General features: G+C 70.4%; 16 protein-coding genes. 7 read left to right on the top strand and 9 right to left on the bottom strand.

Annotated features, from left to right (window positions below):
• Positions 1 to 84: 84 nt before the first annotated feature.
• Positions 85 to 798 (top strand): dienelactone hydrolase family protein, encoded by a 714-nt coding sequence (locus tag ABD810_RS19045; protein ID WP_344941586.1) that lies wholly within the window; start codon positions 85 to 87, stop codon positions 796 to 798.
• Here the strand turns inward: ABD810_RS19045 and ABD810_RS19040 are convergent.
• Complete coding sequence (locus ABD810_RS19040; RefSeq protein ID WP_344941583.1) at positions 795 to 2,447, bottom strand: catalase; 1,653 nt, start codon at positions 2,445 to 2,447, stop codon at positions 795 to 797. The two genes, ABD810_RS19045 and ABD810_RS19040, sit on opposite strands and share 4 nt — an antisense overlap.
• 214 nt (positions 2,448 to 2,661) lie before the next feature.
• On the opposite strand from ABD810_RS19040, the gene ABD810_RS19035 reads away from it, so the two are divergent.
• On the top strand, positions 2,662 to 2,910 hold the full coding sequence (locus ABD810_RS19035; RefSeq protein ID WP_344941580.1) for a helix-turn-helix transcriptional regulator: 249 nt from the start codon (positions 2,662 to 2,664) through the stop codon (positions 2,908 to 2,910).
• 357 nt (positions 2,911 to 3,267) lie between these two features.
• On the opposite strand, the gene ABD810_RS19030 is transcribed toward ABD810_RS19035, so the two are convergent.
• Both ABD810_RS19030 and ABD810_RS19025 read right to left on the bottom strand, forming a co-directional pair.
• A complete protein-coding gene (locus ABD810_RS19030; RefSeq protein WP_344942001.1) occupies positions 3,268 to 4,188 on the bottom strand; it encodes a cytochrome c oxidase assembly protein in 921 nt (306 codons plus the stop codon).
• A gap of 2 nt (positions 4,189 to 4,190) precedes the next feature.
• The gene (locus ABD810_RS19025; protein ID WP_344941577.1) at positions 4,191 to 4,742 is read right to left on the bottom strand and encodes a DUF2243 domain-containing protein; all 552 of its coding nucleotides are present in this window, start codon (positions 4,740 to 4,742) and stop codon (positions 4,191 to 4,193) included.
• A gap of 368 nt (positions 4,743 to 5,110) precedes the next feature.
• On the opposite strand from ABD810_RS19025, the gene ABD810_RS19020 reads away from it, so the two are divergent.
• The 3 genes from ABD810_RS19020 to ABD810_RS19010 all read left to right on the top strand — a co-directional run bounded on the left by ABD810_RS19020 (position 5,111) and on the right by ABD810_RS19010 (position 8,061).
• A complete protein-coding gene (locus tag ABD810_RS19020; RefSeq protein ID WP_344941575.1) occupies positions 5,111 to 6,199 on the top strand; it encodes a zinc-dependent alcohol dehydrogenase family protein in 1,089 nt (362 codons plus the stop codon).
• Positions 6,200 to 6,384: 185 nt separating this feature from the next.
• Positions 6,385 to 7,242, top strand: coding sequence for a lytic polysaccharide monooxygenase auxiliary activity family 9 protein (locus ABD810_RS19015; RefSeq protein WP_344941571.1), 858 nt, complete (start codon positions 6,385 to 6,387; stop codon positions 7,240 to 7,242).
• Positions 7,243 to 7,452: 210 nt separating this feature from the next.
• Positions 7,453 to 8,061 (top strand): STAS domain-containing protein, encoded by a 609-nt coding sequence (locus ABD810_RS19010; RefSeq protein ID WP_344941568.1) that lies wholly within the window; start codon positions 7,453 to 7,455, stop codon positions 8,059 to 8,061.
• 11 nt (positions 8,062 to 8,072) lie between these two features.
• Here the strand turns inward: ABD810_RS19010 and fabG are convergent, their stop codons facing one another.
• The 5 genes from fabG to ABD810_RS18985 all read right to left on the bottom strand — a co-directional run bounded on the left by fabG (position 8,073) and on the right by ABD810_RS18985 (position 13,746).
• Positions 8,073 to 8,819, bottom strand: a complete 747-nt coding sequence (fabG, locus tag ABD810_RS19005; RefSeq protein ID WP_344941565.1) for a 3-oxoacyl-ACP reductase FabG — start codon at positions 8,817 to 8,819, stop codon at positions 8,073 to 8,075.
• A gap of 143 nt (positions 8,820 to 8,962) precedes the next feature.
• Positions 8,963 to 10,336 (bottom strand): NADP-dependent succinic semialdehyde dehydrogenase, encoded by a 1,374-nt coding sequence (locus ABD810_RS19000; protein ID WP_344941562.1) that lies wholly within the window; start codon positions 10,334 to 10,336, stop codon positions 8,963 to 8,965.
• A gap of 108 nt (positions 10,337 to 10,444) precedes the next feature.
• Positions 10,445 to 10,855, bottom strand: a complete 411-nt coding sequence (locus ABD810_RS18995) for a hypothetical protein (protein WP_344941560.1) — start codon at positions 10,853 to 10,855, stop codon at positions 10,445 to 10,447.
• A 30-nt stretch (positions 10,856 to 10,885) separates the two neighbouring features.
• Entirely contained in the window at positions 10,886 to 13,093 is a 2,208-nt protein-coding gene (locus tag ABD810_RS18990) for an ATP-binding protein (RefSeq protein WP_344941557.1), read from the bottom strand.
• A 359-nt stretch (positions 13,094 to 13,452) separates the two neighbouring features.
• On the bottom strand, positions 13,453 to 13,746 hold the full coding sequence (locus ABD810_RS18985; RefSeq protein ID WP_344941554.1) for a hypothetical protein: 294 nt from the start codon (positions 13,744 to 13,746) through the stop codon (positions 13,453 to 13,455).
• A gap of 17 nt (positions 13,747 to 13,763) precedes the next feature.
• On the opposite strand from ABD810_RS18985, the gene ABD810_RS18980 reads away from it, so the two are divergent.
• Entirely contained in the window at positions 13,764 to 14,438 is a 675-nt protein-coding gene (locus ABD810_RS18980) for a hypothetical protein (protein WP_344941552.1), read from the top strand.
• A gap of 31 nt (positions 14,439 to 14,469) precedes the next feature.
• Here the strand turns inward: ABD810_RS18980 and ABD810_RS18975 are convergent, their stop codons facing one another.
• Complete coding sequence (locus tag ABD810_RS18975) at positions 14,470 to 15,054, bottom strand: hemerythrin domain-containing protein (protein ID WP_344941549.1); 585 nt, start codon at positions 15,052 to 15,054, stop codon at positions 14,470 to 14,472.
• Positions 15,055 to 15,679: 625 nt separating this feature from the next.
• On the opposite strand from ABD810_RS18975, the gene pulA reads away from it, so the two are divergent.
• On the top strand, positions 15,680 to 21,508 hold the full coding sequence (pulA, locus tag ABD810_RS18970; RefSeq protein ID WP_344941547.1) for a pullulanase-type alpha-1,6-glucosidase: 5,829 nt from the start codon (positions 15,680 to 15,682) through the stop codon (positions 21,506 to 21,508).
• Positions 21,509 to 21,557: the final 49 nt, after the last annotated feature.

Genomic DNA, 21,557 nt, shown 5'->3' with positions numbered 1-21,557 from the left:
CCTGGAGGAAGGGAGGAAAGAAGTGGCTCGCCGGCGATACCGTGCTGCCAGGGAAGAGATCGTCGGCAGGCGAAGGAGGAAGACGTGCGCTCACGCAGGGAGACCATCACCGTCGCGGACGGCGGGTTCGACATGCACCTGTGGGTTCCCGACCAGGGGAGCGGCCCCGGGCTGCTCGTGCTCCAGGAGATCTTCGGCGTCGGCCCGTACATCCGCAAGGTCGCCGAGGACCTGGCCGGACGGGGGTACGTCGTGGGCGCGCCCGACCTGTTCTGGCGCCTCCAGCCCAATTGGGCGGCCGACCACGACGATGAGGGGCTGACCCGGTCGCTGGACCTGGCCGCGCGGTTCGACTTCGAGACGGGCGTGGCGGACTCCGCAGCCGCCCTGGACACGCTTTCCCGGCTGCCGGAGGTGAGCGGCGGGACGGGTGTCCTCGGCTTCTGTCTCGGCGGCTCCCTCGCCTACGCGCTGGCGGCCCAGGCCGATCCGGCGGCCGTGGTGTCCTTCTACGGCTCCGCCGTCCCGGACTCCCTCGGCCTGATGGACCAGATCGCCGCCCCGATCCAGTTCCAGTTCGGCGGGCAGGATCCCTACATTCCCCGCGACCAGGTGACCCGGGTGCAGGAGGCCGCGGCGGGCCGGGACGGGATGGAGGTCCATGTCCAGGAGGCGGCCGGGCACGCCTTCCACAACTTCGAGGCGCCCCGGTTCCACCACCCGGCGGCGGAGGAGGCCGGATGGCGCCTCGCCGTCGAGTTCCTCTCCCGTCACCTGCCGGCCGGGGTCAGGAGTTAGGGTACGAACCTTTCGTTGGGGACGCAGTGGGTCATCTTCAGACCCGTCACGTCCCGGTTGCCGTTCTTGCCGAGGTTGGACAGCCGTTCCTTGTCCTCCTCGGTAAGGTCCTGGCTCGCCAGCGGCTCCAGGTGCGCGACGTCCTCGGGACCGATGCCGAGGCCGGCGCCGACGCGCAGCCCCAGGTCGTCCTCGACCATGAGGAAGTGCCAGACCATCCGCTCCTGGATGGGCCGGTCGCAGTCCGCGAGCATCGTGGTGAAGTTGAGCACCAGGTCGTCGCGCTCCCACTGCTCCATCAGCAGGTAGCGCTGGCCCGCCTGCTTGTAGTCGTTGGTGCGTGGGATGCGCTTGCGCGTGACCCGTCCGCCGATGACCGGGCCCTGCTCGTCATGGGAGGGATACTGCGCCTCGCGCAGCCCGCCGGTGATCGAGGGCTCGTAGTTGACGTGCGGGTTCTCTCCCTGGCCGTCGACGTGATAGGTCATCTGCCCGTCACGCTGGTTGGTGCGCACCTCGGCGTTCTTGGCCGAGTTCACCTGTAGCTGCAGGTAGTTGGGCCCGACCCTGTAGCGCTGGGTGTCGCTGTAGGAGAAGGTGCGGCCCACGAGCATCTTGTCGTCGGAGAAGTCCAGCCCGTCGACCAGCACGCCGGTCCCGAACGCGATCTGCTCGTTCTCCGCGAAGAAGTTCCGGACGTTGCTGTTCAGCACCATGCGCCCGACCGACAGTGCGGGGAACCGGTCCTCCGGCCACACCTTGGTGTCGTCCAGCGGGTCGAACTCCAGCTCGGGGTGCTCCTCGTCGGTCATGATCTGCACCAGCAGCTCCCACTCGGGGTAGTCGCCGCGGTCGATCGCGTCCTGGAGGTCCTTGGTGGCGTGCCCGAGGTCGAGGGCCTGCACCTGGGCCGCCTCGGCGGCCGTCATGCTCTTGACGCCCTGCTTGGGCATCCAGTGGTACTTGACCAGGTGGGTCTCGCCGCGCTGGTTGACCCACTTGTAGGTGTTGACGCCGAACCCCTGCATGTGGCGGTAGTCGGCGGGGATGCCCCGCGGACTGAACAGGTTGGTGATCATGTGCATGCTCTCGGGAGTCTGCGACATGAAATCGAAGATCCGGTTCGGCTCCTGGCGGAACGTCACGGGATCCGGCTTGAGCGCGTGGATGACGTCGGGGAACTTGATGGCGTCCCGGATGAAGAACACCGCGAGGTTGTTCCCCACCAGGTCCCAGTTGCCGTCCTCGGTGTAGAACTTCACCGCGAAGCCTCTGGGGTCGCGGGCGGCCTCGGAGGAGTCCCTGCCACCGATCACGGTGGAGAAGCGGACGGCGACATCGGTCCGCTTGCCGGGCTCGCTGAACAGCTTGGCCCGGGTGTAGCGGCTGATCGGTTCGTCGCCGATAGACCCGGTCGCCTCGAAGTAGCCGTACGTCGTGATCCCACGCGCGTGCACGACACGCTCGGGGATGCGCTCGCGGTCGAAATGGCTGATCTTCTCAAGGAATTGATAGTTCTCCAGCGTCGCCGGGCCACGGGCGCCCACCGTTCGCTGGTTCTGGTTGTCGTAGACCGGATGGCCCTGCCGGTTCGTCAGCACCGGTCGCTCGTCATTGGGCTCCGGTCCGGTGCTCGACACGTCCGTCATGAGGACGGCTCCCTCCTATGGCGGTCTCGGTCGTTCACCCCTATCCGTTTTATCCCCAACTAAAGCTCTTGAGTCGGTCAAAAACGGCTGCCGTGGCCGACGTCACACAACCCGGCCCGCTCACACGCGATTCGTCGTAGACACTAGATTAGATGTAGTACATGTACTACATTAGTCAGCATGAGTACTGTGCAGATGACATCAGAGCGTCGCGATGTCCGATGACGAGGTGTTCAACCGCATCTCGATGCTCAGGGTGGAGCGCGGGGTCTCCCGCAAGGACCTGGCGGCCGCGCTGGGCGTCCACTACCAGACCATCGGCTACCTCGAGCGCGGTGAGTACAGCCCCAGCCTGTTCCTGGCCCTGCGCATAGCCGAGTACTTCGGCGTGCCGATGGAGATCGTCTTCTCCCTCAAACCCTTCCCCCGACTTGGCAGTGAGGTGACCCATGACCGAGCTTGATCAGAACCGCATCGAACGGGCCAGGCGCGGCGTGCCGTTGATCTGGTACGGCACCCGGCGGGGCCGTCAGAGCACGGTCGTCCTTGGGGCGGCGGCGCTCGCGACCCTGTGGATCAGCTCGATCGTGTGCTGGTTCCTCGCCCCGAGCTCCGTCGCGATGTGGACGACGTTCGCGCTGACGGGCGCCGGCATCATCGTCTACGCATGGGTGTTCTCGGTGCTCATCGTCGCCTCCGACGGCGTGGTGGGCATGGCCGAGACCAAGCTGGACGAGCGCCAGCTCGCCGAGCGGCGCCACGTCTACGCCCTCGCCCATCGCGGTACGGCGATGATGCTCCTGGCCGCCACGGTCGTGGTCTACTTCCTGCCGTCGGGCGACGACCACGTCATGCGGGTGCCGTCGGCGGCGATCGCCCTGTTCCTGATGGCCGCCGTGACCACCCACCTGATCCTGCCCCACCTCATCGCCGGCTGGCGGATCCCGGATCCGCCGGTGGACGACGAGGGCTGACCGCGAAGGGCCGGTCGCCTGGCGGGGCGCCACACGCTCACCATCGCCAGGGCGAGCAGCAACTCGGCGACGTCCCCGCCGTAGTACATGATCTCGGCGGCGCCCTGGCGCTGCGGGACGGGCACCGGGACGTCGACGAGGAGTCCGGCGTACATGAGCTGGGAGAGCGTGGCGTGCGCCGCGATCGCCACGCCGAGCACGAACAGCCGTCGCGGCACCGACGGCCGGCGCGGCGCGGGATCCGGCCCCGCCACCACCCAGGCGAACAGGTAACCCGCGAGCACGAAGTGCACGTGGACCAGGTGATGGAGCCCCGGATGGCCGGCCGTCACCCGGTACAGCGGGGTGAGGTACAGGGCCGCCATGCCCCCCACGTTGAGCGCCAGCGCCGTCCACGGGTTGGCGACGGCGTGGAGGGCGCGGCTCCGCAGCACCGCCGCGACGGCGCGGCGCCCGCGGCGCGACGCCGACCGCAGGACGAGCGTCACCGGGGCGCCGAGCACCAGGGCCGTCGGTGCCAGCATGCCGAGGAGAAGATGCTGCAGCATGTGCCCGCGGAAGTCGTGCTCGGCGAAGGGGGCGACGGGCGGCAGCGAGCCCGCGAGCAGGAGCGCCCCGCCCGCCACGAAACTCGCCGTCCGCCAGTGGCTCCAGCCCCTGGCCTCCCGGCGCCGCCGCGCGGCCGGCAGGGCGTAGCCGCCCACGAGCAGGACGACGGCGACCACCACCACCGCCTGTCCCGCCGGCCCTCCGCCGTGAACGTGCATCGTCACGGCGCCGGGGAGGAGTGCGAGCGGTCCCGGCACAGGTCTACGACGGTCCCGCTCCGCTGCAACAGCCACCCGCCGGCGACCAGCAGGGCGCCAAGGACGAGGAACCCGATGTCCCACCACGTCTGGTACGCATCGGTGCGCACGTGGTGGATGGCCAGGATGTGGTGGTCGATGATCCCCTCGACGAGGTTGAACAGCCCCCATCCGACCAGGCCCCACCCCCACAGCACGCGGGACGTCCAGATCGTCCCGCGCGAGTGGGTGACCCGTGAGTACAGCAGGCCGAGGCCGAGGAGCACGGCCAGCCAGGTGAAGACGTGGAAGAAGCCGTCCCACATCGTGTTCATCTGCAGACCCGGGACGGTGCCGGGCGAGTAGTACCTCACCCCGATGTGGTCGCTGTCCGTGCTGCTCAGCATGTGGTGCCACTGGAGCACCTGGTGCAGCGCGATGCCGTCGACGAACCCGCCCAGCCCCACGCCGAGCACGATGCCGGGCAGCGCGAGATCCCGCGCCCCACCTGCTCCTTCGGCGGACCTGATCGCCATCGCGGCTTCCTCTCAACCCGGGTGCGGCGGTGATGGACGTACCGGTCCCGACGGGCCCGTACTGAAGGCGTCCCTCCCCAGGAGCGGCGCCGGATAATCAGCGCGATCATCGGTTGCGAGCCGGTCAGGTCTCCCGGCGGAAGATCAGCACGCGGGATTTCGGCTGGTACAGGGTGTTCGGCACGGACCGAACCGGGGGGAATGACCGACCGGGATGTCCGGGAGGGGACAATCGTCCTGCCCGGCGGTGGAGGTCGTTGGGCCCCGTGCGGTCCTGGAGACCGGTGGGCACCCTTGCCCGGTGACGCGGATTCGATGGAGATCTCCTCCGGTCGTGGAGACCGGTGGACGGAGAAGGGAGCCGGCCGGTGCGTGCGGTGCAGTATGACGGGTTCGGCGAGCGGCCGGAGGTTCGCCAGGTGGCCGACCCCGCACCGCCGCGTGCGGGTGCCGTGATCCGGGTGGAGGCGTCCGGACTGTGCCGCAGCGACTGGCACGGCTGGATGGGGCACGACCCCGACATCCGGACGTTCCCGCATGTGCCGGGGCATGAGCTGGCCGGCGTCGTCGAGGCGGTCGGCGCCGAGGTGACCAGGTGGCGGGCCGGGGATCGCGTCACGACCCCCTTCATCTGCGCGTGCGGGCGCTGCCCGGCATGCGCGTCGGGCGACGGGCAGGTCTGCGAGAACCAGACCCAGCCCGGATTCACCCACTGGGGATCGTTCGCGGAGTACGTCGCCATCGAGAACGCCGACGTCAACCTGGTACGCCTGCCGGACCCCATGCCGTACGCGACCGCGGCCGGCCTCGGATGCCGTTTCGCCACCGCCTTCCGCGCGGTGGTCTCCCAGGGTCGTGTCAGGGCCGGTGAGTGGATCGCGGTCTACGGATGCGGCGGTGTCGGCCTGTCGGCGGTGATGATCGCCGCCGCGTGCGGGGCGCGGGTCGTCGCCGTCGACGTCTCCCCCGCCGCGCTGGACCTGGCCACCCGGTTCGGGGCCGCCGCCACCGTACTCGCCGGCGAGACGACCGGCACGGGGTGGGCCGGGCAGGTGGAGTCGCCGGACGCCGCCGGGTCCGGGCGTGTCCGTGAGCTCACCGGCGGGGGCGCCCACCTCACCGTCGACGCCCTCGGCAGCGCCACCACGTGCGGCGCCGCGATCGAGAGCCTCCGGCGGCGTGGACGGCACGTACAGGTCGGCCTGCTCCCCCGGGTCGCCGGGCATCCGGCCGTCCCGATGGACAGGGTCATCGGGCTGGAACTGGAGATCCTGGGCAGTCATGGCATGGCCGCGCACGCCTACCCACCCATGCTGGAGATGATCGCGGCCGGCGCGCTCCGGCCGGAACTGCTCATCAGCCGCACGATCGGCCTCGGGGAGACCTCCGAAGCCCTGGCGACCATGGCCACGATGGGCACGCCGGGCGTGACGATGATCCACCCCGGCCTGCCGTAGTGGACATGGCACCGGGTCGACGAGGTGAGTTCGGTGGGTTTCGAGCCGTCTTGCGGACATGGCACTGCTACGGTCGTGCCCGCGGTGGGGTGCCCCCGCGCCTGAGGGCGCAGGCGGCATGGTGGACCACGCCTGAAGACGGAGCGGAACGTCCCCGCTCCGGTGTCGCCGAGGAGGTCTGCCGCGTGATCCGCTCGCGCAAGGTCGCCCTGACCGTCGCCGCGTTCGGCCTGGCCCATCTGCCGCTCGCAGCCCCGCTGGCCGAAGCGCGAGCGCACGGCGCGCTGGAGAATCCCCTCAGCAGGGCCGCCGCCTGTGGGCCCGAAGGGGGTGAGGCCGCCACGACCAGAGCATGCCGGGCCGCTGTCGCGAAGAGCGCCGCCAACGCGCTGGACGCCTGGGACACGCTCAGGGTGCCCGGCGTCGCGGGGCGCGATCGGGAGATCATCCCCGACGGCAGGCTGTGCAGCGCCGGGCTGTCCCGGTTCCGGGGCCTTGACCTGCCGCGTGGAGACTGGCCCGCGACGACGCTGCCCGCCGGTGCCAGGTTCGCCTTCAGGTACCGGGCGACGATTCCGCACAAGGGCACGTTCCGGATGTACGTCACCAAGGACGGGTACACCCCGACCCGGCCGCTGACGTGGTCCGATCTGGAGCCGAAGCCTTTCCTCAAGGTCACCGACCCCAAGCTCTCCGGGGGCGCGTACAGGATGAGGGGCACGCTGCCGTCTGGCAGGACCGGCCGCCACCTGATCTACACGATCTGGCAGAACTCCGACACCCCGGATACCTATTACTCCTGTTCCGACGTCGTCTTCGCGGCGAGCCGCGCCGAGGAGGAGAGCGGCCCCGCAGACAGCGGCACGAGCGGTTCTGGCGACGCCGTCGAGGCGTCCCCCACCCTCCTCGAACCGGTCGGCTCGCCACGCCATCCGGAAGGCGGGAGCGCGATCGGCGCCACGACCCTCGCGGCGGGGGGCGCCGTGGTGATCCTCCTCGGCACGGGCGTCGGCATCGCGCTCGCCCGCCGTCGCCCTCGGTAGCGGCCCTTGGACGCCGTGAAGGCGCCTAATTCCCTTCACCACCTATCCGACCGGTCGAACCATGCCAAACCCGTATACCAGCATCCAATTCACCGCCCGGATTCGGGTGTCGCGTCCCCCTTCTGTACGGGCGCGCGGCGTTAGTCCCTCCCAGAACTGGTAGGAAGGGAGTCATGCCTGCCCTGAACCTTGCAGGCCGAAGGAGTGATCATGAAGTACGGGGCCGATCCGCAGACGGGGCTCAGCGTCTCATCCGTCGTACGCGGAAGCGCGCTCGTCGTCCAGGTGCAAGGGGAACTGGACTACCGTTCCACCTCGATCCTGCGGACCGAGTTGAGCGGTGTCTGGGAGAAACCGGGTATCTCCACCATTGTCCTCGATCTCGCCGAGGTGGTCTTCTGTGACTCGGTGGGCCTGAGCGAGCTGATCGCCGCCCTGCGGCGCAGCCAGAGGTCACGTCACGCACTCATGGTCAGCGGCGTACATGGCACGCTGCTGCGCGTGCTGACCATCACGGGGCTGCGCGACGCCTTCGACACCTATGACACCGTCGAAAGCGCCCTGGGCCACGCGCCCGCCGCCGTGGAACCGGCCACATCGTCCGTCCTGGAACCGCCGGCCGCGCCCTCTCCCTTGGAACCGCCGGCGATGTCGGCCCTCCTCGAACCGGCGGCCGCTTCGCCCGTCCTGGACCAGACGGCACTCTTGGACCAGGTGGCGGTCATGCCGGAGGGGCGTGAGGCAGGCGCCGTGGCCCCTCCGCCGGGCAAGGGCGCGCCGCCCGACCCGGCGGCGCCCGAGGCGATCCCGGCTCCCTGAGGTCCTGGCGCCTACATCATCCGGCCGCCGCCGACCTCCAGGACCGTGCCGGTCATGTAGCTCGACAGATCGGAAGCCAGGAACAGCACGGCGCCCGCCACCTCGTACGGCTCTCCCGCCCGCTTCATCGGGATGTCGGCCTCCCGGGCGGCGAAGACGTCGGGCGGCATGGCCGCCGTCATCGCCGTGCGGATGAGACCGGGTTGCACGGCGTTGACCCGGACGCCACGACCCGCGAGCTCCTTCGCCGCGGCCTTGGTGAGCCCGACGATGCCGGCCTTGGCCGCGCTGTAGTTCGTCTGCCCGAAATTTCCCGACTTTCCGGACAGCGAGGAGATGTTGATGATCGAACCGGACCTGGCCTGGCGCATCACCTCGGCCGCCGCCCGCACCCCCAGCCACGTCCCTTTCAGGTGGACGTCGACGACCGCCTCGAAGTCGGCGACGGTCATCTTGCCCATCGTGGCGTCCCTGGTGATCCCCGCGTTGTTGACCAGGATGTCCAGGCGGCCGAAACGGTCGACGGCGTGGCCGACGGCGGCCGTGACCGCCTCCTCGTCGGTGACGTCGCATCCGAGCGAGGACACCGACTCCCCGCCGCCCAGCCCTTCGGCGGCCGTCACGGCCAGCGCCGCGTCCTGATCGGTCACCACGACGTTCGCCCCGTGCTCGTACAGGATGCGGGCGATCGCCAGCCCGATGCCCTGCGCCGCGCCGGTCACCACGGCCGTACGGCCCAGTACGAGCCCGCCGTTCACGCCGGCCACCCGGCGGCGGAGCCGCCCACGCGCTCACGGCCGGGCCACGCGCCGGCCGTCCCACCACCATTGCCGCCGAAGACCCTCATCCGGAAACCGCCCTTCGCTCGCTCCATCCGGCATTAGATCATCCGGCGGGCGGGTCAGCCGATCCAGACGGTCTTGACGTTGCAGAACTCCCGGATGCCGTTCGCGGACAGCTCCCGGCCGTACCCCGATCGCTTGATGCCGCCGAACGGCAGCTCCGGATGGGAGGCGACCATGCCGTTCACCGTCACCGCGCCGGCCTCCAGCTCGTCGACGAAGCGATCGCGTTCCACCGGGTCGGTGGTCCAGGCACCGGCCCCGAGTCCGAACGTGGTGATGTTGGCCAGCGCTATCGCCTCGTCGATGCCGGCCACCCGGTACACCTGCGCCACAGGCCCGAACACCTCTTCGTTGAACATCCTCATCTCGGGGGTGACGTCGGTGATGACGGTCGGCTCGAAGAACCAGCCGGTCCGGGACGGGGTCACCCCGCCGCACAGCACCCGGGCGCCCCTGCCGACCGCGTCGGCGACCAGCCGCTCCAGGTCGTCCCGCCCCTGCTGGGTGGCCAGCGGCCCGACGTCGGTGTCCTCGTCGATGGGGTCGCCCAGCCGCAGCGACAGCACCTGTGACACGAAGCCGTCGAGGAATTCGTCGTAGACGCCGGTGTGGACGATGAACCGCTTGGCGGCGATGCAGGACTGGCCGTTGTTCTGCACGCGCGCGGTCACCGCGGTCGCCACCGCCTCCGCGAGGTCGGCGGACGGCATGACGATGTAGGGGTCGGAGCCGCCGAGCTCCAGCACGGTCTTCTTGACCTCGCTCCCCGCGATGGACGCGACCGAGCGGCCCGCGTCCTCCGAGCCGGTGAGGGTGACCGCGACCACCCGATCGTCGCGGAGCACGCGTTCGACCTGGTCCGAGCCGATGAGCAGGGTCTGGAAGCAGCCTTCGGGGAATCCCGCGCGGGTGAACAGGTCGCCCAGGTACAGCGCGACCTGCGGCACGTTCGAGGCGTGCTTGAGCAACCCGACGTTGCCGGCCATCAGCGCGGGCGCCGCGAACCGGATCACCTGCCAGCAGGGGAAGTTCCACGGCATGATCGCGAGCACCGGACCCAGCGGCTGGTACCGCACGTACGCCTGCCGGGCGCCGACGGCGGCGGGATCGGCGGGCTCGTCCGCCAGGAACTCCCCGGCGCGCTCGGCGTAGAACCGCATCCCCCGGACGCACTTGGCCACCTCCGCCCGCGCGGAGGCCAGCGTCTTGCCCATCTCGACGGTCATGAGCCGGGCGAGGTGCTCCTGCTCGGTCTCCAGAAGCGCGGCGGCGCCCAGCATCCACTCGGCCCGCTGCTTGACGTCGGTGGTCCGGTAGCTCCCGAACACCCTGGCCGCCGTCGCCAGCCGCTCCTCCAGCCGGCTCTCGTCGAGCGGCTCGAAGGTCCTCAGGGTCTCACCCGTCGTGGGATTGATCGACTCGATCGCCATCAGCGCCTCCCCGGAACCCGGCTCTCGTTCCAGTATCCGCCTCGCGACCCTGAATGGCAGGCCCGGGCACGCACGCTCCGCGGCGCACGAGCGGGACCCGGAGGAGGTCTAAAGCCGGACTTCGTACTCCGGCGAGCGCCGCCGTCCCGGCTGGCCCGGCTCGGTGTTCGGCTCGACCTTGCGGATGTAACCGGCCGTCTCCAGCAGGTCCAGCGCGGGCACCATGGCGGCGACGGTCTTGAAGTGGCGGGCGAGACGGCGGAACACGTCGCGCCGCCGGAAACGCTGGGTGCCGGTCCGCCTGATGCACTCCAGCACCGCCCGGGCATCGTCCGGCAGGGCCTCGTCCGAGCGCGCGGGCGGGGTGATCGAGCTGATCTGCATCCGGGAGGCGCTCTCGTTCCTGATACGCGAGATCTCCAGGATGAGATCGTCGAGATCCACCAGCAAACGTGTGGCGGCGCGGAAGCGTTCGAAGTCATCGGGGATCTGCAGCAGCCGCTCGGCTTCCTGACGCATGGCTGAATAATGTCATTTATGGCATTAATGTCAACAGCCCAATTCGGGGTCGTCCTCGATGAGCGCGTACGCGAGCGAGCCTTCGATGCCGAGTGCGCGCCCGCGGCCGAACGCCGCCTCGAAAGCCTGGTCACCGAGGACCGCCCTGGCCCGCGACTTGGTCTCCTCGCGGAGGCCGTCCGAGTACGGCCCGGCGAGAAGCAGTCCGGAGCCCTGCTCGACGAGGTCGCCGATGCCGAGCAGCCGCGCCGCGCGCACCATCTCCCCGAGCCCCGCCGCCGCGCACGACAGGCTCACCAGCGCCACGGCCATGCCGGCGCTGTCGTGCAGCAGGTACTTGGCGCGCAAGGATGTGCGGGCGAACCGGTCGGCCGAGAAGAAGTCGCCACGGTCGAGCTCGATGATGCTGCGTACCCAGTCTCCGGTGGACTGCAGCCAGACGTCCCCCCACGAACCGCACAACGACGCCTGCTGCCGCAGGCACGACAGGGCCTCCTCCTGCCTGCCCAGCCGGGTCAGTACGTACGCCTGGCCCGCCAGCGCGTACGCGAGCCCGGCGCCGCGGTCGCCGCCCTCCTCGTGCGTCCCCCGCGCGCGTTCGTACATGGCCAGCGCCTCGGAGACGTAGCCCCAGCGCAGACCCGTGTTCGCACAGCAGACGATCCCCCACCCGGTGGACGCGCCGTCGTTCTGGGCGAACGCCTGTGACAGGCACTCGGTGGCCAGGTCGTTCGCCTCGTCCAGGTCCCCCTGGAAGTCGGTCAGCCACGCGCACGCCCACAGGGCCCGGGACAGGCTCGTGCCGGGGATGTGGCACAGGGACAGGGCCCGCTGGAGGTAGTGACGGCCCTCGGCGATGAAACCGCACGCCATCCAGAAGTAGGCGAGCCGACCGGCCATCTCCAGACCTACGGCGTGCTCGGCCGGATCGGGGCCGGAGAGGCAGAGATCGAGCACGGAGCGGAGGTTCGGAAACTCGCGGTTCATCCGCACGTACCACGCGACCTGGCCGGGCCCGAACCACTCGTGGTCGAACCGCCTGGCCAGGTCCAGGTAGTAGTCACGGTGGCGGCGCCGCGCCGACGCGTACTGCCCCAGCTCGCGCAGCCACTCGATGCCGTACTCCCTGACCGTGTCCAGCATGCGGAAGCGGATCGCCTTGCCGGTGTCGTCGCGCCGCACGATCGACTTCTCCACCAGCGCGATCAGCAGGTCCTCGACCTGCGCGCGGTGCAGGCCGGTCTCGACGTTCATGTCCGGGTCGGCGCAGATCGCCTGCGCCGCTTCGAGGTCGAAGTCGCCGGCGAAGACGGAGAGCCGGGCCCAGAGGAGGCGTTCCAGCGGCTCGCAAAGCTCGTGGCTCCAGCCGATCGCCGTGCGCATCGTCTGGTGGCGGGGCAGTCCCGCGAGGTTCTCGCTCCACAGCAGGTCGAAACGGTGGTCGATGCGGCCCATGATCTGCTCGACCGACAGCGTGCGCAGCCGTACCGCCGCCAGCTCGATCGCCAGCGGGATACCGTCGAGCCGCTGGCACAGCAGCGCGATCTCCGGTGTCGGGACGAATCCCGGAACGAGCGAGGCCGCCCGTTCGGCGAACAGCGCGACCGCGCCCTCCTGCACGGGCCCCACGCTCGTGGACCGCCCGGCGGCACGGCCGTCGCCCACCACTGCCGGCCGCTCGTCACCCACCATGACCGGACGACCGTCGCCCACCACTGCCGGCCGCTCGTCACCCACCTCGGCCGGACGGCCGGTGGAGGGCCCCGCCGAGCGGTAGCGGCCCTCGACGGGAAGCGGCTCGACCTGGAAGCAGGACTCACCGTCCAGGCCGAGCATGCTCCTGCTGGTGACCACGATGCGCAGATCGGGCACGGCCCGCAGCAACGTGCCGACCATCGCGGCGCACCCGTCCACCAGGTGCTCGAAGGTGTCCAGCACGATCAGCGAGCGCCGCCCGCTGAGGAACTCCTCGAGCACCGCCATCTGCGAGCGCCCGGCCTGCTGGGCCAGCCGCAGCACGGAGCAGACGGCGTGACCGAGCAACTCCGGCTCCCGCAGTGACGACAGCTCGACGAACCACACGCCGCCGGGGAAGCGCGCCTGGAGGTTACGCGCGACCCGCAGGGCCAGGCGTGTCTTACCGACCCCGCCCACGCCTGTCAGCGTGACCAGGCGCGACTCCTCCAGCATCCGGACGATGTGGGCGGTCTCGTCCCGGCGCCCCACAAAGCTCGTCATCTCGGCAGGCAAATTGCCCGCGTGTGCCCCAGCAGGCACATCCCTCGCCGCCCCACGTCGCCTCGGCTCCAGATGCTCCGCAATGGTAAGTCAGCGTTGCCGTTCTGGAAAGATCGCGACATCAGTGGCGATTCCTCCATCTACTCGGCGGTTCCCCACCCGACCCACCGGGCGTCAGTAGCCTCCGGAGGTTGGCGTGTCGGCCACCGACTCGGACGGCGTCACACCGGGCGTCAGTAGCCTCCGGAGGTTGGCGTGACGGCCACCGACTCGAACGGCGCCGCACGGCCACCGCCGCGCTCTTGCGGGTGCGCGGGCCCTTGACCTCGCCGAGGCGATCTGCTGTAAGGCCACGGTCGCTACCATTTGCGGAGAGGTGCAGCTTTTGTCCGCTCTGTCCTGGCGGGGAGCAGGGCCCTGAGCCGCTCCGGGATCCGCCGGGCGAGGGGACCGCGCGTCGGGTCGGCGGCCGCCGGTGGCGTGGTCACCGGCTGCGGGCCCGCGGCCGACGCCTCGGCGAGGCGGTCGCGCAGCCGCGACCGGACCTCCTCGGGAGTGTACGCGCGGCGGCGCCGCTCCGCCCGGGCGATCACGACACCTGTCGCGGCGACGCCCGCGAAGCCTGCCAGTCCGAGTATCTTCCACCAGCGCATGTCCCTAGGCTACTGGGATGTCTGGTGTAAGCATCAGCCTCGATGAGGCACTCGACCTGACACGCACCGGCGATGTCTGGCTGTTCCGCGGGCGCACGGTGCCCGACCGGGCCATCCAGATGACGACGAACAGCCCTGTCAACCACGTCGGCATGTCCGTCGTCATCGACGACCTTCCGCCGCTGATGTGGCATGCCGAGCTCGGCCGGTCCCTGCCCGACCTGTGGTCGGGCACCCATCAGCGCGGGGTCCAACTGCACGACCTGCGCGACGCGGTCGTGGTCTGGGCCACCAGATACGGGCAGCGGGCGTGGCTCCGGCAGCTCGACCGGCCGGTCACGCGCGAGATGGAGGACGCGCTGCTGCGTACGGTCGCGCGCCTCGACGGCACGCCGTTCCCGTCCACGGCCCGGCTCGCCGGCCGCTGGCTGCGCGGCCGGGTGCCCTCGATCCGTAGGGGCGGCGAGCAGGCCGCCCTGGAGACCGCCTACTGCGCGGAAGTGGTCGCCGCGACCTACCAGGACATGGGACTGCTCCCCGCCGGGCGCCACCCCAACTGGTACGACCCCGGACGATTCTGGAGCGGGGACGACCTGGAGCTGGCGTCGGACGCCCGGCTGGGCGGGGAGATCTCCGTGCGGATCCCCGCCGACGCCCGTCCGGCGTCCCGCGCGTCCGGCGGCGGACGCTGAGGCCGGAGGTGGCCGCCGTGGCCGCGGGCGGCTAGGCCTGCCCGCCCATGGCCTTCCTGATTGCGTCGCGCGTGCGGTCGACGATGGCGGCCGGCGGGCCGAGCAGCACGTTACGGGTGGCCGACTCGACTCCTGGATGAGGGTGCGTGGGCGCCATGGCCTGGGCGGCCCTCACCCCGGCCGCCAGGGCTCGGCGCTCGGCCGCGTTCGTATGCGCACGGAGCAGCGGGAACTCGTCGCGTTCCTCCGCACGGGTGTGCGCGGTCACCGTCGCCCGCAGCGCCCGCAGGTTCCTCGGGAAGTCGGGATGGTCGGTGCCCAGCCCTTCGAGGTGGGCGAGCAGCAGCTTGCCCTGCCTTTCCTCTTTGAGACGCTTGCCCACCACCGTGTCGCCGTCCTGGAGCTTGAGCCGGACGTACGGATGGACGATCTCCTCCTCGGCGGTCTCGTGGACGGCCAGCAACCGGACGAGGCGATGGAACGCATCGCGCCGCTCGGGGCCGGTGGCGCGCTCCACCTCCTCGAAATGCTCGGCGATCTCGCCATGCTGGCGGAGCAGCAGGGCGACGACGTCGTTCTCGTTCAACAGCTCGTGCGTCGTTTGCCGATCGTCCATTTCGTCCTCCTGCTGAGAACGGTCCGCTTACCTTCACCGCCCGTACCAACGCCTCAGGAATCACGATGTCCAAGGCGACGGAACGAGCAGTAAGGACGGAGCCAGGCGCTGGAGCGGCGGCGGTGGAATCCGCAGAACGTCTCGTGGCGTGCCGCGTTTCCCACGCTCAGGCGGCCGAGCGGGCCCGAGCGGGCAAGGCGGGCGGCGCATATCGGACGGCCCTCCGTCCTGGGACGACGGAAGATCGGTTCCCGCCAAAGCCCCAAATCGCCATTTATGCCACCAAAAAAGACATATAGCATATTTCTCCACATCCAGGAGGCTTACTGGCACCGCGCTCATTTTGGGGGGACCGAAAACATCACTGCTGGTGATCAGTAAATCACTCTACGAGGTAACCGCCGGACATTGACACCAGCCACCTTCCCCACCAAAGCCATACTGATTGGTTATTTTCAGGAAATTTCAGTAAGGCATTGCATAGATCGGGGCTTCTGAGTAACTTCCGGGCAACACCCGTGAAACACGACCCGTGGAGGCCCCAGTGGTCTGGCCACTCCCCCCACGGCCCGCGAAAAGGTCACCCTCGCGCAGATCCGGCCCTCTGGCGGCCTCGATCCTCGCAGTGGTCCTGTCCGCGTCGCCGCTCGCCGCCGTATCGCCCGCCTCCGCCACGACCTCCCGGACGGCGACCGTCTCCGCGGTCACGAACCTCGCGGCGCCCGGCTCCCCCACCGCCGTGACCGGCCAGCGCACCGGCGGACCCGTGGTGTCGGCTCTCAGCGGCACGGCGGACCCTTCCGACAAGGACCTCGCGCGTGACGCCTTGCGCGCCGACCTGTCGCGCGAGCGTTTCTACTTCGCGATGACCGACCGGTTCGCCAACGGCGACACCCGCAACGACCGTGGCGGCCTCACGGGCGACCGGCTCAGCACCGGCTTCGACCCGGCCGACAAGGGCTTCTACCAGGGTGGTGACCTGGCGGGCCTGCTCGGCAAGCTCGACTACGTCAAGAACCTGGGCAGCACCGCGATCTGGCTCACACCGGCCTTCAAGAACCGCCCGGTGCAGGGCACCGGCGCCGACGCCTCCGCCGGGTACCACGGGTACTGGATCACCGACTTCACCTCGATCGACCCGCACCTGGGCACCAACGCGCAGATGAAGCAACTCGTCCGCGAGGCGCACAAGCGCGGGATGAAGGTCTTCTTCGACATCATCACCAACCACACCGCCGACGTCGTCGACTACAAGGAGAAGACCTACTCCTACCGGCCCAAGGGCGCCTACCCCTACGTCGACGTGGACGGGCGGCCGTTCGACGACCGCGACTACGCGAGGGGGACCGCCTTCCCCAAGGTCGACCTCAACTCGTTCCCGTACACACCGGTCGCGGCCAAGGGCGTCAAGACCCCGTCGTGGCTGAACGACCCGACGATGTACCACAACCGGGGCGACTCGACCTTCAGCGGCGGCGAGAACGACCAGTACGGCGACTTCTCGGGCCTGGACGATCTGTGGACCGAGCGTCCCGAGGTCGTGAAGGGCATGACGGACATCTACCAGACCTGGGTTCGCGAGACCGGCATCGACGGTTTCAGGATCGACACGGCCAAGCACGTCAACATGGAGTTCTGGGAGCGGTTCTCCCCCGCGCTGCACGGCTACGCCGCCCAGCTCGGCAACAAGCGCTTCTTCATGTTCGGCGAGGTCTACTCCAGCGATCCCGCCCTCACCAGCCGCTACTCCACGCGCGGCGAGATGGACGCCACGCTGGACTTCCCGTTCCAGGAGGCGGCGAGGTCGTTCAGCGGCGGTACGGCAGGGGCCGCGCGGCTCGCCCAGCTCTACGCCGGGGACGACCACCACACCGACGCCGACAGCAACGCGGCCTCGCTGCCCACGTTCCTGGGCAACCACGACATGGGCCGGATCGGCCGGTTCATCGCCCAGGACAATCCAGGCGCGCCGGATGCCGAGCTGCTCAGGCGGGACCTGCTCGCCCACGAGCTGATGTACCTCACGCGGGGCCAGCCGGTGGTCTACTACGGCGACGAGCAGGGCTTCACCGGCAAGGGCGGCGACAAGGACGCGCGGCAGACCATGTTCGCCTCCACGACGCAGAGCTATCTGACCGACGACCTGATCGGCACGGCGGCGACCCACGCGCAGGACAACTTCGTTCCGGGCCATCCGCTCTACCAGGGCATCGCGGCGCTGGCGAAGCTGCGTGACGCGCACCCGGCGCTGGCCGACGGCGCCCAGGTGGAGCGCCTGGCCAAGGACGGCCTGTACGCGTTCAGCCGCATCGGCGCCGAGGAGCAGGTCGAGTACGTCGTCGCGGTCAACAACGCCGAGACCGCCGCGACCGCCGCCGTCCCGACCTACTCCGGCGGGATGGCCTTCACCAAGGTGTACGGCGAGGCGGCGGCCACCGCGACCTCGGGCGCCGATCGCATGCTGGCGGTCACGGTCCCGCCGCTGTCGGCGGTGGTCTACCGTGCCTCCGCCAAGCTGGCCGCCCCCGCCGCCGCCCCCGCCGTCTCCATCGCCCTGCCCGGGGCGGAGGTCACCGGCACGGCCGACGACGGGCGGATCCCGGTCACGGCCACCGTGCCCGGCACCGGGTTCGACCAGGTCACATTCGCGGCCAAGGCCGGTGACGGCCCGTGGAGGGTGGTGGGCACCGACGACTCCGCCACGCTCACCGGCACGAACCGCACCTTCCGCGTCTTCCACGACCTGCGCGGCATCGCGACCGGCACGAGGATCGCCTACAAGGCGGTCGTGAAGGACTCCGCCGGCCGGTTCGCCTCCGCGACCGGGACGGCCACCGTCGGCGCGCCCCCGGCCCCGGAGGAGCCGGGCACGGTGACCCGCGACCACCTGGTCGTGCACTACCAGCGCTCGGACTACGACGGCTGGGGCCTGCACGTCTGGGGCGACGTGGAGCAGCCCACCGAGTGGGGCGCTCCCCTGCCGCTCACCGGGGAGGACGCCTTCGGCCGGTTCGCCTGGATCAAGCTCAAGCCGGGCGCGACCAGCGTCGGGATCATCGCCCACAAGGGCGACGAGAAGGACGGCGGCGACCGTACGGTCAACCCGGCCAAGAACGGCGAGGTGTGGCTGGCCGAGGGCAGACCCGAGACCTTCGCCTCCCGCGCGGCGGCCCAGGGCTACGCGACCGTCCACTACAGCAGGCCGAGCAAGGACTACGACGGCTGGGGCCTGCACCTGTGGGGCGACGCTCTGGCCGACGGCGCGGGCACCGAGTGGGCCACCCCCCGCCCGCCCGACGGCGCCGACTCCTTCGGCCCGTTCTGGAAGGTCCCGCTCAAGGATCCGAGCGTCCCGCTCAACTACATCATCCACAAGGGCGACACCAAGGACCCCGGCCCCGACCAGTCGTTCACCCCGGCGGCGCAGCCGGAAGCGTACGTGAACTCCGGCGAGACGAAGATCCACCCGACGCGTGCCGCGGCCGAGAACGTGGCGATCGTGCATTACCGCCGCCCGGACGGGAACTACGAGGGCTGGGGGCTGCATGTGTGGGGTGGAGCGGCCGATCCGACCGAGTGGGCCACGCCCGTCCAGCCGGCGGGGACCGACGGCTTCGGGGCGTACTACCGGGTGCCGCTGGCCGAGGGGGCGACGAGCCTGAGCTACATCATTCACAAGGGCGACGAGAAGGACCTTCCCGGCGACCAGTCGCTCGAACTCGCAACCACCGGGAACGAGGCCTGGCGGCTGGCGGCCACGGAGGGCTACCTGCTGCCGCAGCCTCCGGCGCGCGGCGCCGACGCCGACCTGTCCAAGGCCAGGGCGCACTGGATCGACCGGGACACCGTGGCGTGGAAGGTGACGCCCTCGGGCTCGCTGCGCTACTCGCTGGCGTTCTCGGCGAAGGGCGACGTCGCCTACGACAAGGGCGATCTGACCGGCGACATCCGGCTCATCCGCCTGGTCGCCGGCGCGGGGCTCACCGACGCGCAGAAGGCGAAGTGGCCGCACCTGGCCGCCTACACCGCGCTCACGGTGGACCCGCGCGACACCGACCTGGTCCGCGAGGCCCTGCGCGGCCAGGTGGTCGCCGTCGAGCGCGATGCCTCCGGAGCGCTGCTCACCGCGACCGGCGTCCAGGTCGCGGGCGTCCTGGACGACCTGTACGCCAAAGCCTCCGGCGCCGTGCTCGGCCCGGTCTGGCCGTCGTCCTCGTCGGCCTCGGAGCTGACGTCGTCCTCGGCGTCGCCCACGCTGTCGGTGTGGGCGCCGACCGCGCGCAAGGTCGAGCTCGCGCTCTACCGCGACGCGTCGGGCGACGGCCGCACGGTCCACCAGATGCGGCGCGACGACGCCACCGGCGTGTGGTCGGTACGCGGCATGCCCACCTGGAAGGGGCGCTACTACACCTTCCTGGTCACCGTGTACGCCCCGGCCGCCGGCACGATCGTGACCAACGAGGTGACCGACCCCTACAGCCTGTCCCTGGCGGCCGAGTCGGTGCGCAGCCAGCTCGTGGACCTGTCCGACCGCTCGCTGCGGCCCGACGGGTGGGGTTCGCTGCGCAAGCCGAAGGCCGTGAGCCGTCCCTCGATCTACGAGCTGCACGTGCGCGACTTCTCCGCCACCGACGCCTCGGTGCCGGCGGCGAAGCGGGGAACGTACGCGGCCTTCACCGGCGACTCGACCGGCATGAAGGAACTGCGGGCGCTGGCCGCCGACGGCCTGACCCACGTCCACCTGCTGCCCGCCTTCGACATCGGGAGCGTCCCGGAGAGAAGGGCCGACCGCACCGAGCCGACCTGCGACCTCGCCTCGATGCCCCCCAACTCCGAGCGGCAGCAGGACTGCGTCGCCGAGACGGCTGCGAAGGACTCCTTCAACTGGGGCTACGACCCCGTGCACTACACCGTGCCGGAAGGGTCGTACGCCACCGACCCCGACGGGTCGCGCCGCGTCGGGGAGTTCCGGTCGATGGTGTCCGGGCTGAACGGGGCCGGGCTGCGGGTGGTCATGGACGTGGTCTACAACCACACCTACTCCGCCGGGCAGGATCCCAAGTCGGTGCTGGACAGGATCGTGCCCGGCTATTACCACCGGCTCCTGGACGACGGCACGGTGGCCACCTCCACCTGCTGCGCCAACACCGCGCCGGAGCACGCCATGATGGGCAAGCTCGTCGTGGACTCCATCGTCACCTGGGCCAGGGAGTACAAGGTCGACGGGTTCCGGTTCGACCTGATGGGCCACCACCCGAAGGCCAACATCCTCGCGGTGCGCGCCGCGCTCGACCGGCTCACGCCGGCCCGCGACGGTGTCGACGGCTCGTCGATCATCCTGTACGGCGAGGGCTGGAACTTCGGCGAGGTGGCGGACAACGCCCGCTTCGTCCAGGCCACGCAGGCCAACATGGCCGGCACCGGCATCGGCACCTTCAACGACCGCCTGCGCGACGCGGTGCGCGGTGGCGGGCCCTTCGACGCCGACCCCCGGGTGCAGGGCTTCGGCTCCGGGCTGGCGGGCTCGCCGAACGGCTCACCGGCCAACGGCACCGCCGAGCAGCAGGTGGCCAGGCTCCTGCACTACCAGGATCTGATCAAGGTGGGGCTGACCGGCAACCTGCGCGACTATCGCTTCACCGCCTCGTCGGGCAAGGAGGTCACGGGCGCGGAGGTCGACTACAACGGCTCCCCGGGCGGGTACACCGCCGCTCCCGGCGAGGCCGTCACCTACGTCGACGCCCACGACAACGAGACGCTGTTCGACGCCCTCGCCTACAAGCTGCCGCAGGCGACGCCGATGGCCGACCGGGTGCGCATGCAGTCGCTCTCGCTGGCCTCGGCGATGCTGTCGCAGGGCACCGCGTTCCTGCACGCGGGGAGCGAGCGGCTGCGGTCCAAGTCGCTCGACCGCAACTCCTACGACTCCGGCGACTGGTTCAACCGGCTGCTGTGGGACTGCTCGGCGGGCAACGGCTTCGGCGCCGGGCTGCCGCCCAGGGCCGACAACGAGTCCAAGTGGCCCTACGCGAAACCGCTGCTGGCCGATCCGGCGCTCAAGCCCGACTGCGCGGCGATCGGCGCGGCCAGGGCCCGCTTCGGAGAGCTGCTGAGGATCCGTTCCTCCTCGCCCGCGTTCGCGCTGGGCTCGCCGGCCGAGGTGCAGAACCGGCTGTCCTTCCCGGTGAGCGGCGCGGGGGAGACCCCGGGCGTCATCACCATGCACCTGGACTCCTCCGGGATCGACCCGCGCTGGAAGTCGATCACCGTCGTCTTCAACGCGACGACCGGGACGCGGCCGCAGATCGTGGCCGCCCTCAAGGGAGCACAGGTCACCCTCCATCCGGTCCAGGCGGGCTCCGACGACGCCGTCGTCAAGCAGTCGGCCTTCGACTCCTCGACCGGCACGCTGACCGTCCCGGCCCGTACGGTCGCGGTCTTCGTACGGTCGTAGGCGCACGGCCCCTCCCCGCCGGTCGCGACCGGCGGGGAGGGGAACGCCG

It is taken from the genome of Sphaerisporangium flaviroseum (genome assembly GCF_039537005.1).
GTDB classification, from domain to species: domain Bacteria; phylum Actinomycetota; class Actinomycetes; order Streptosporangiales; family Streptosporangiaceae; genus Sphaerisporangium; species Sphaerisporangium flaviroseum.
This window is presented reverse-complemented; position numbering and strand designations above follow the sequence as displayed.

Bases quoted from the DNA above. Each gene is read 5' to 3' on its own strand.
- ABD810_RS19040 (WP_344941583.1), bottom strand. From the start codon at position 2,447: ATGACGGACGTGTCGAGCACCGGACCGGAGCCCAATGACGAGCGACCG.
- ABD810_RS19035 (WP_344941580.1), top strand. From the start codon at position 2,662: ATGTCCGATGACGAGGTGTTCAACCGCATCTCGATGCTCAGGGTGGAG.
- ABD810_RS19030 (WP_344942001.1), bottom strand. From the start codon at position 4,188: ATGCACGTTCACGGCGGAGGGCCGGCGGGACAGGCGGTGGTGGTGGTC.
- ABD810_RS19025 (WP_344941577.1), bottom strand. From the start codon at position 4,742: ATGGCGATCAGGTCCGCCGAAGGAGCAGGTGGGGCGCGGGATCTCGCG.
- ABD810_RS19010 (WP_344941568.1), top strand. From the start codon at position 7,453: ATGAAGTACGGGGCCGATCCGCAGACGGGGCTCAGCGTCTCATCCGTC.
- ABD810_RS19000 (WP_344941562.1), bottom strand. From the start codon at position 10,336: ATGGCGATCGAGTCGATCAATCCCACGACGGGTGAGACCCTGAGGACC.
- ABD810_RS18995 (WP_344941560.1), bottom strand. From the start codon at position 10,855: ATGCGTCAGGAAGCCGAGCGGCTGCTGCAGATCCCCGATGACTTCGAA.
- ABD810_RS18990 (WP_344941557.1), bottom strand. From the start codon at position 13,093: ATGACGAGCTTTGTGGGGCGCCGGGACGAGACCGCCCACATCGTCCGG.
- ABD810_RS18985 (WP_344941554.1), bottom strand. From the start codon at position 13,746: ATGCGCTGGTGGAAGATACTCGGACTGGCAGGCTTCGCGGGCGTCGCC.
- ABD810_RS18980 (WP_344941552.1), top strand. From the start codon at position 13,764: ATGTCTGGTGTAAGCATCAGCCTCGATGAGGCACTCGACCTGACACGC.
- ABD810_RS18975 (WP_344941549.1), bottom strand. From the start codon at position 15,054: ATGGACGATCGGCAAACGACGCACGAGCTGTTGAACGAGAACGACGTC.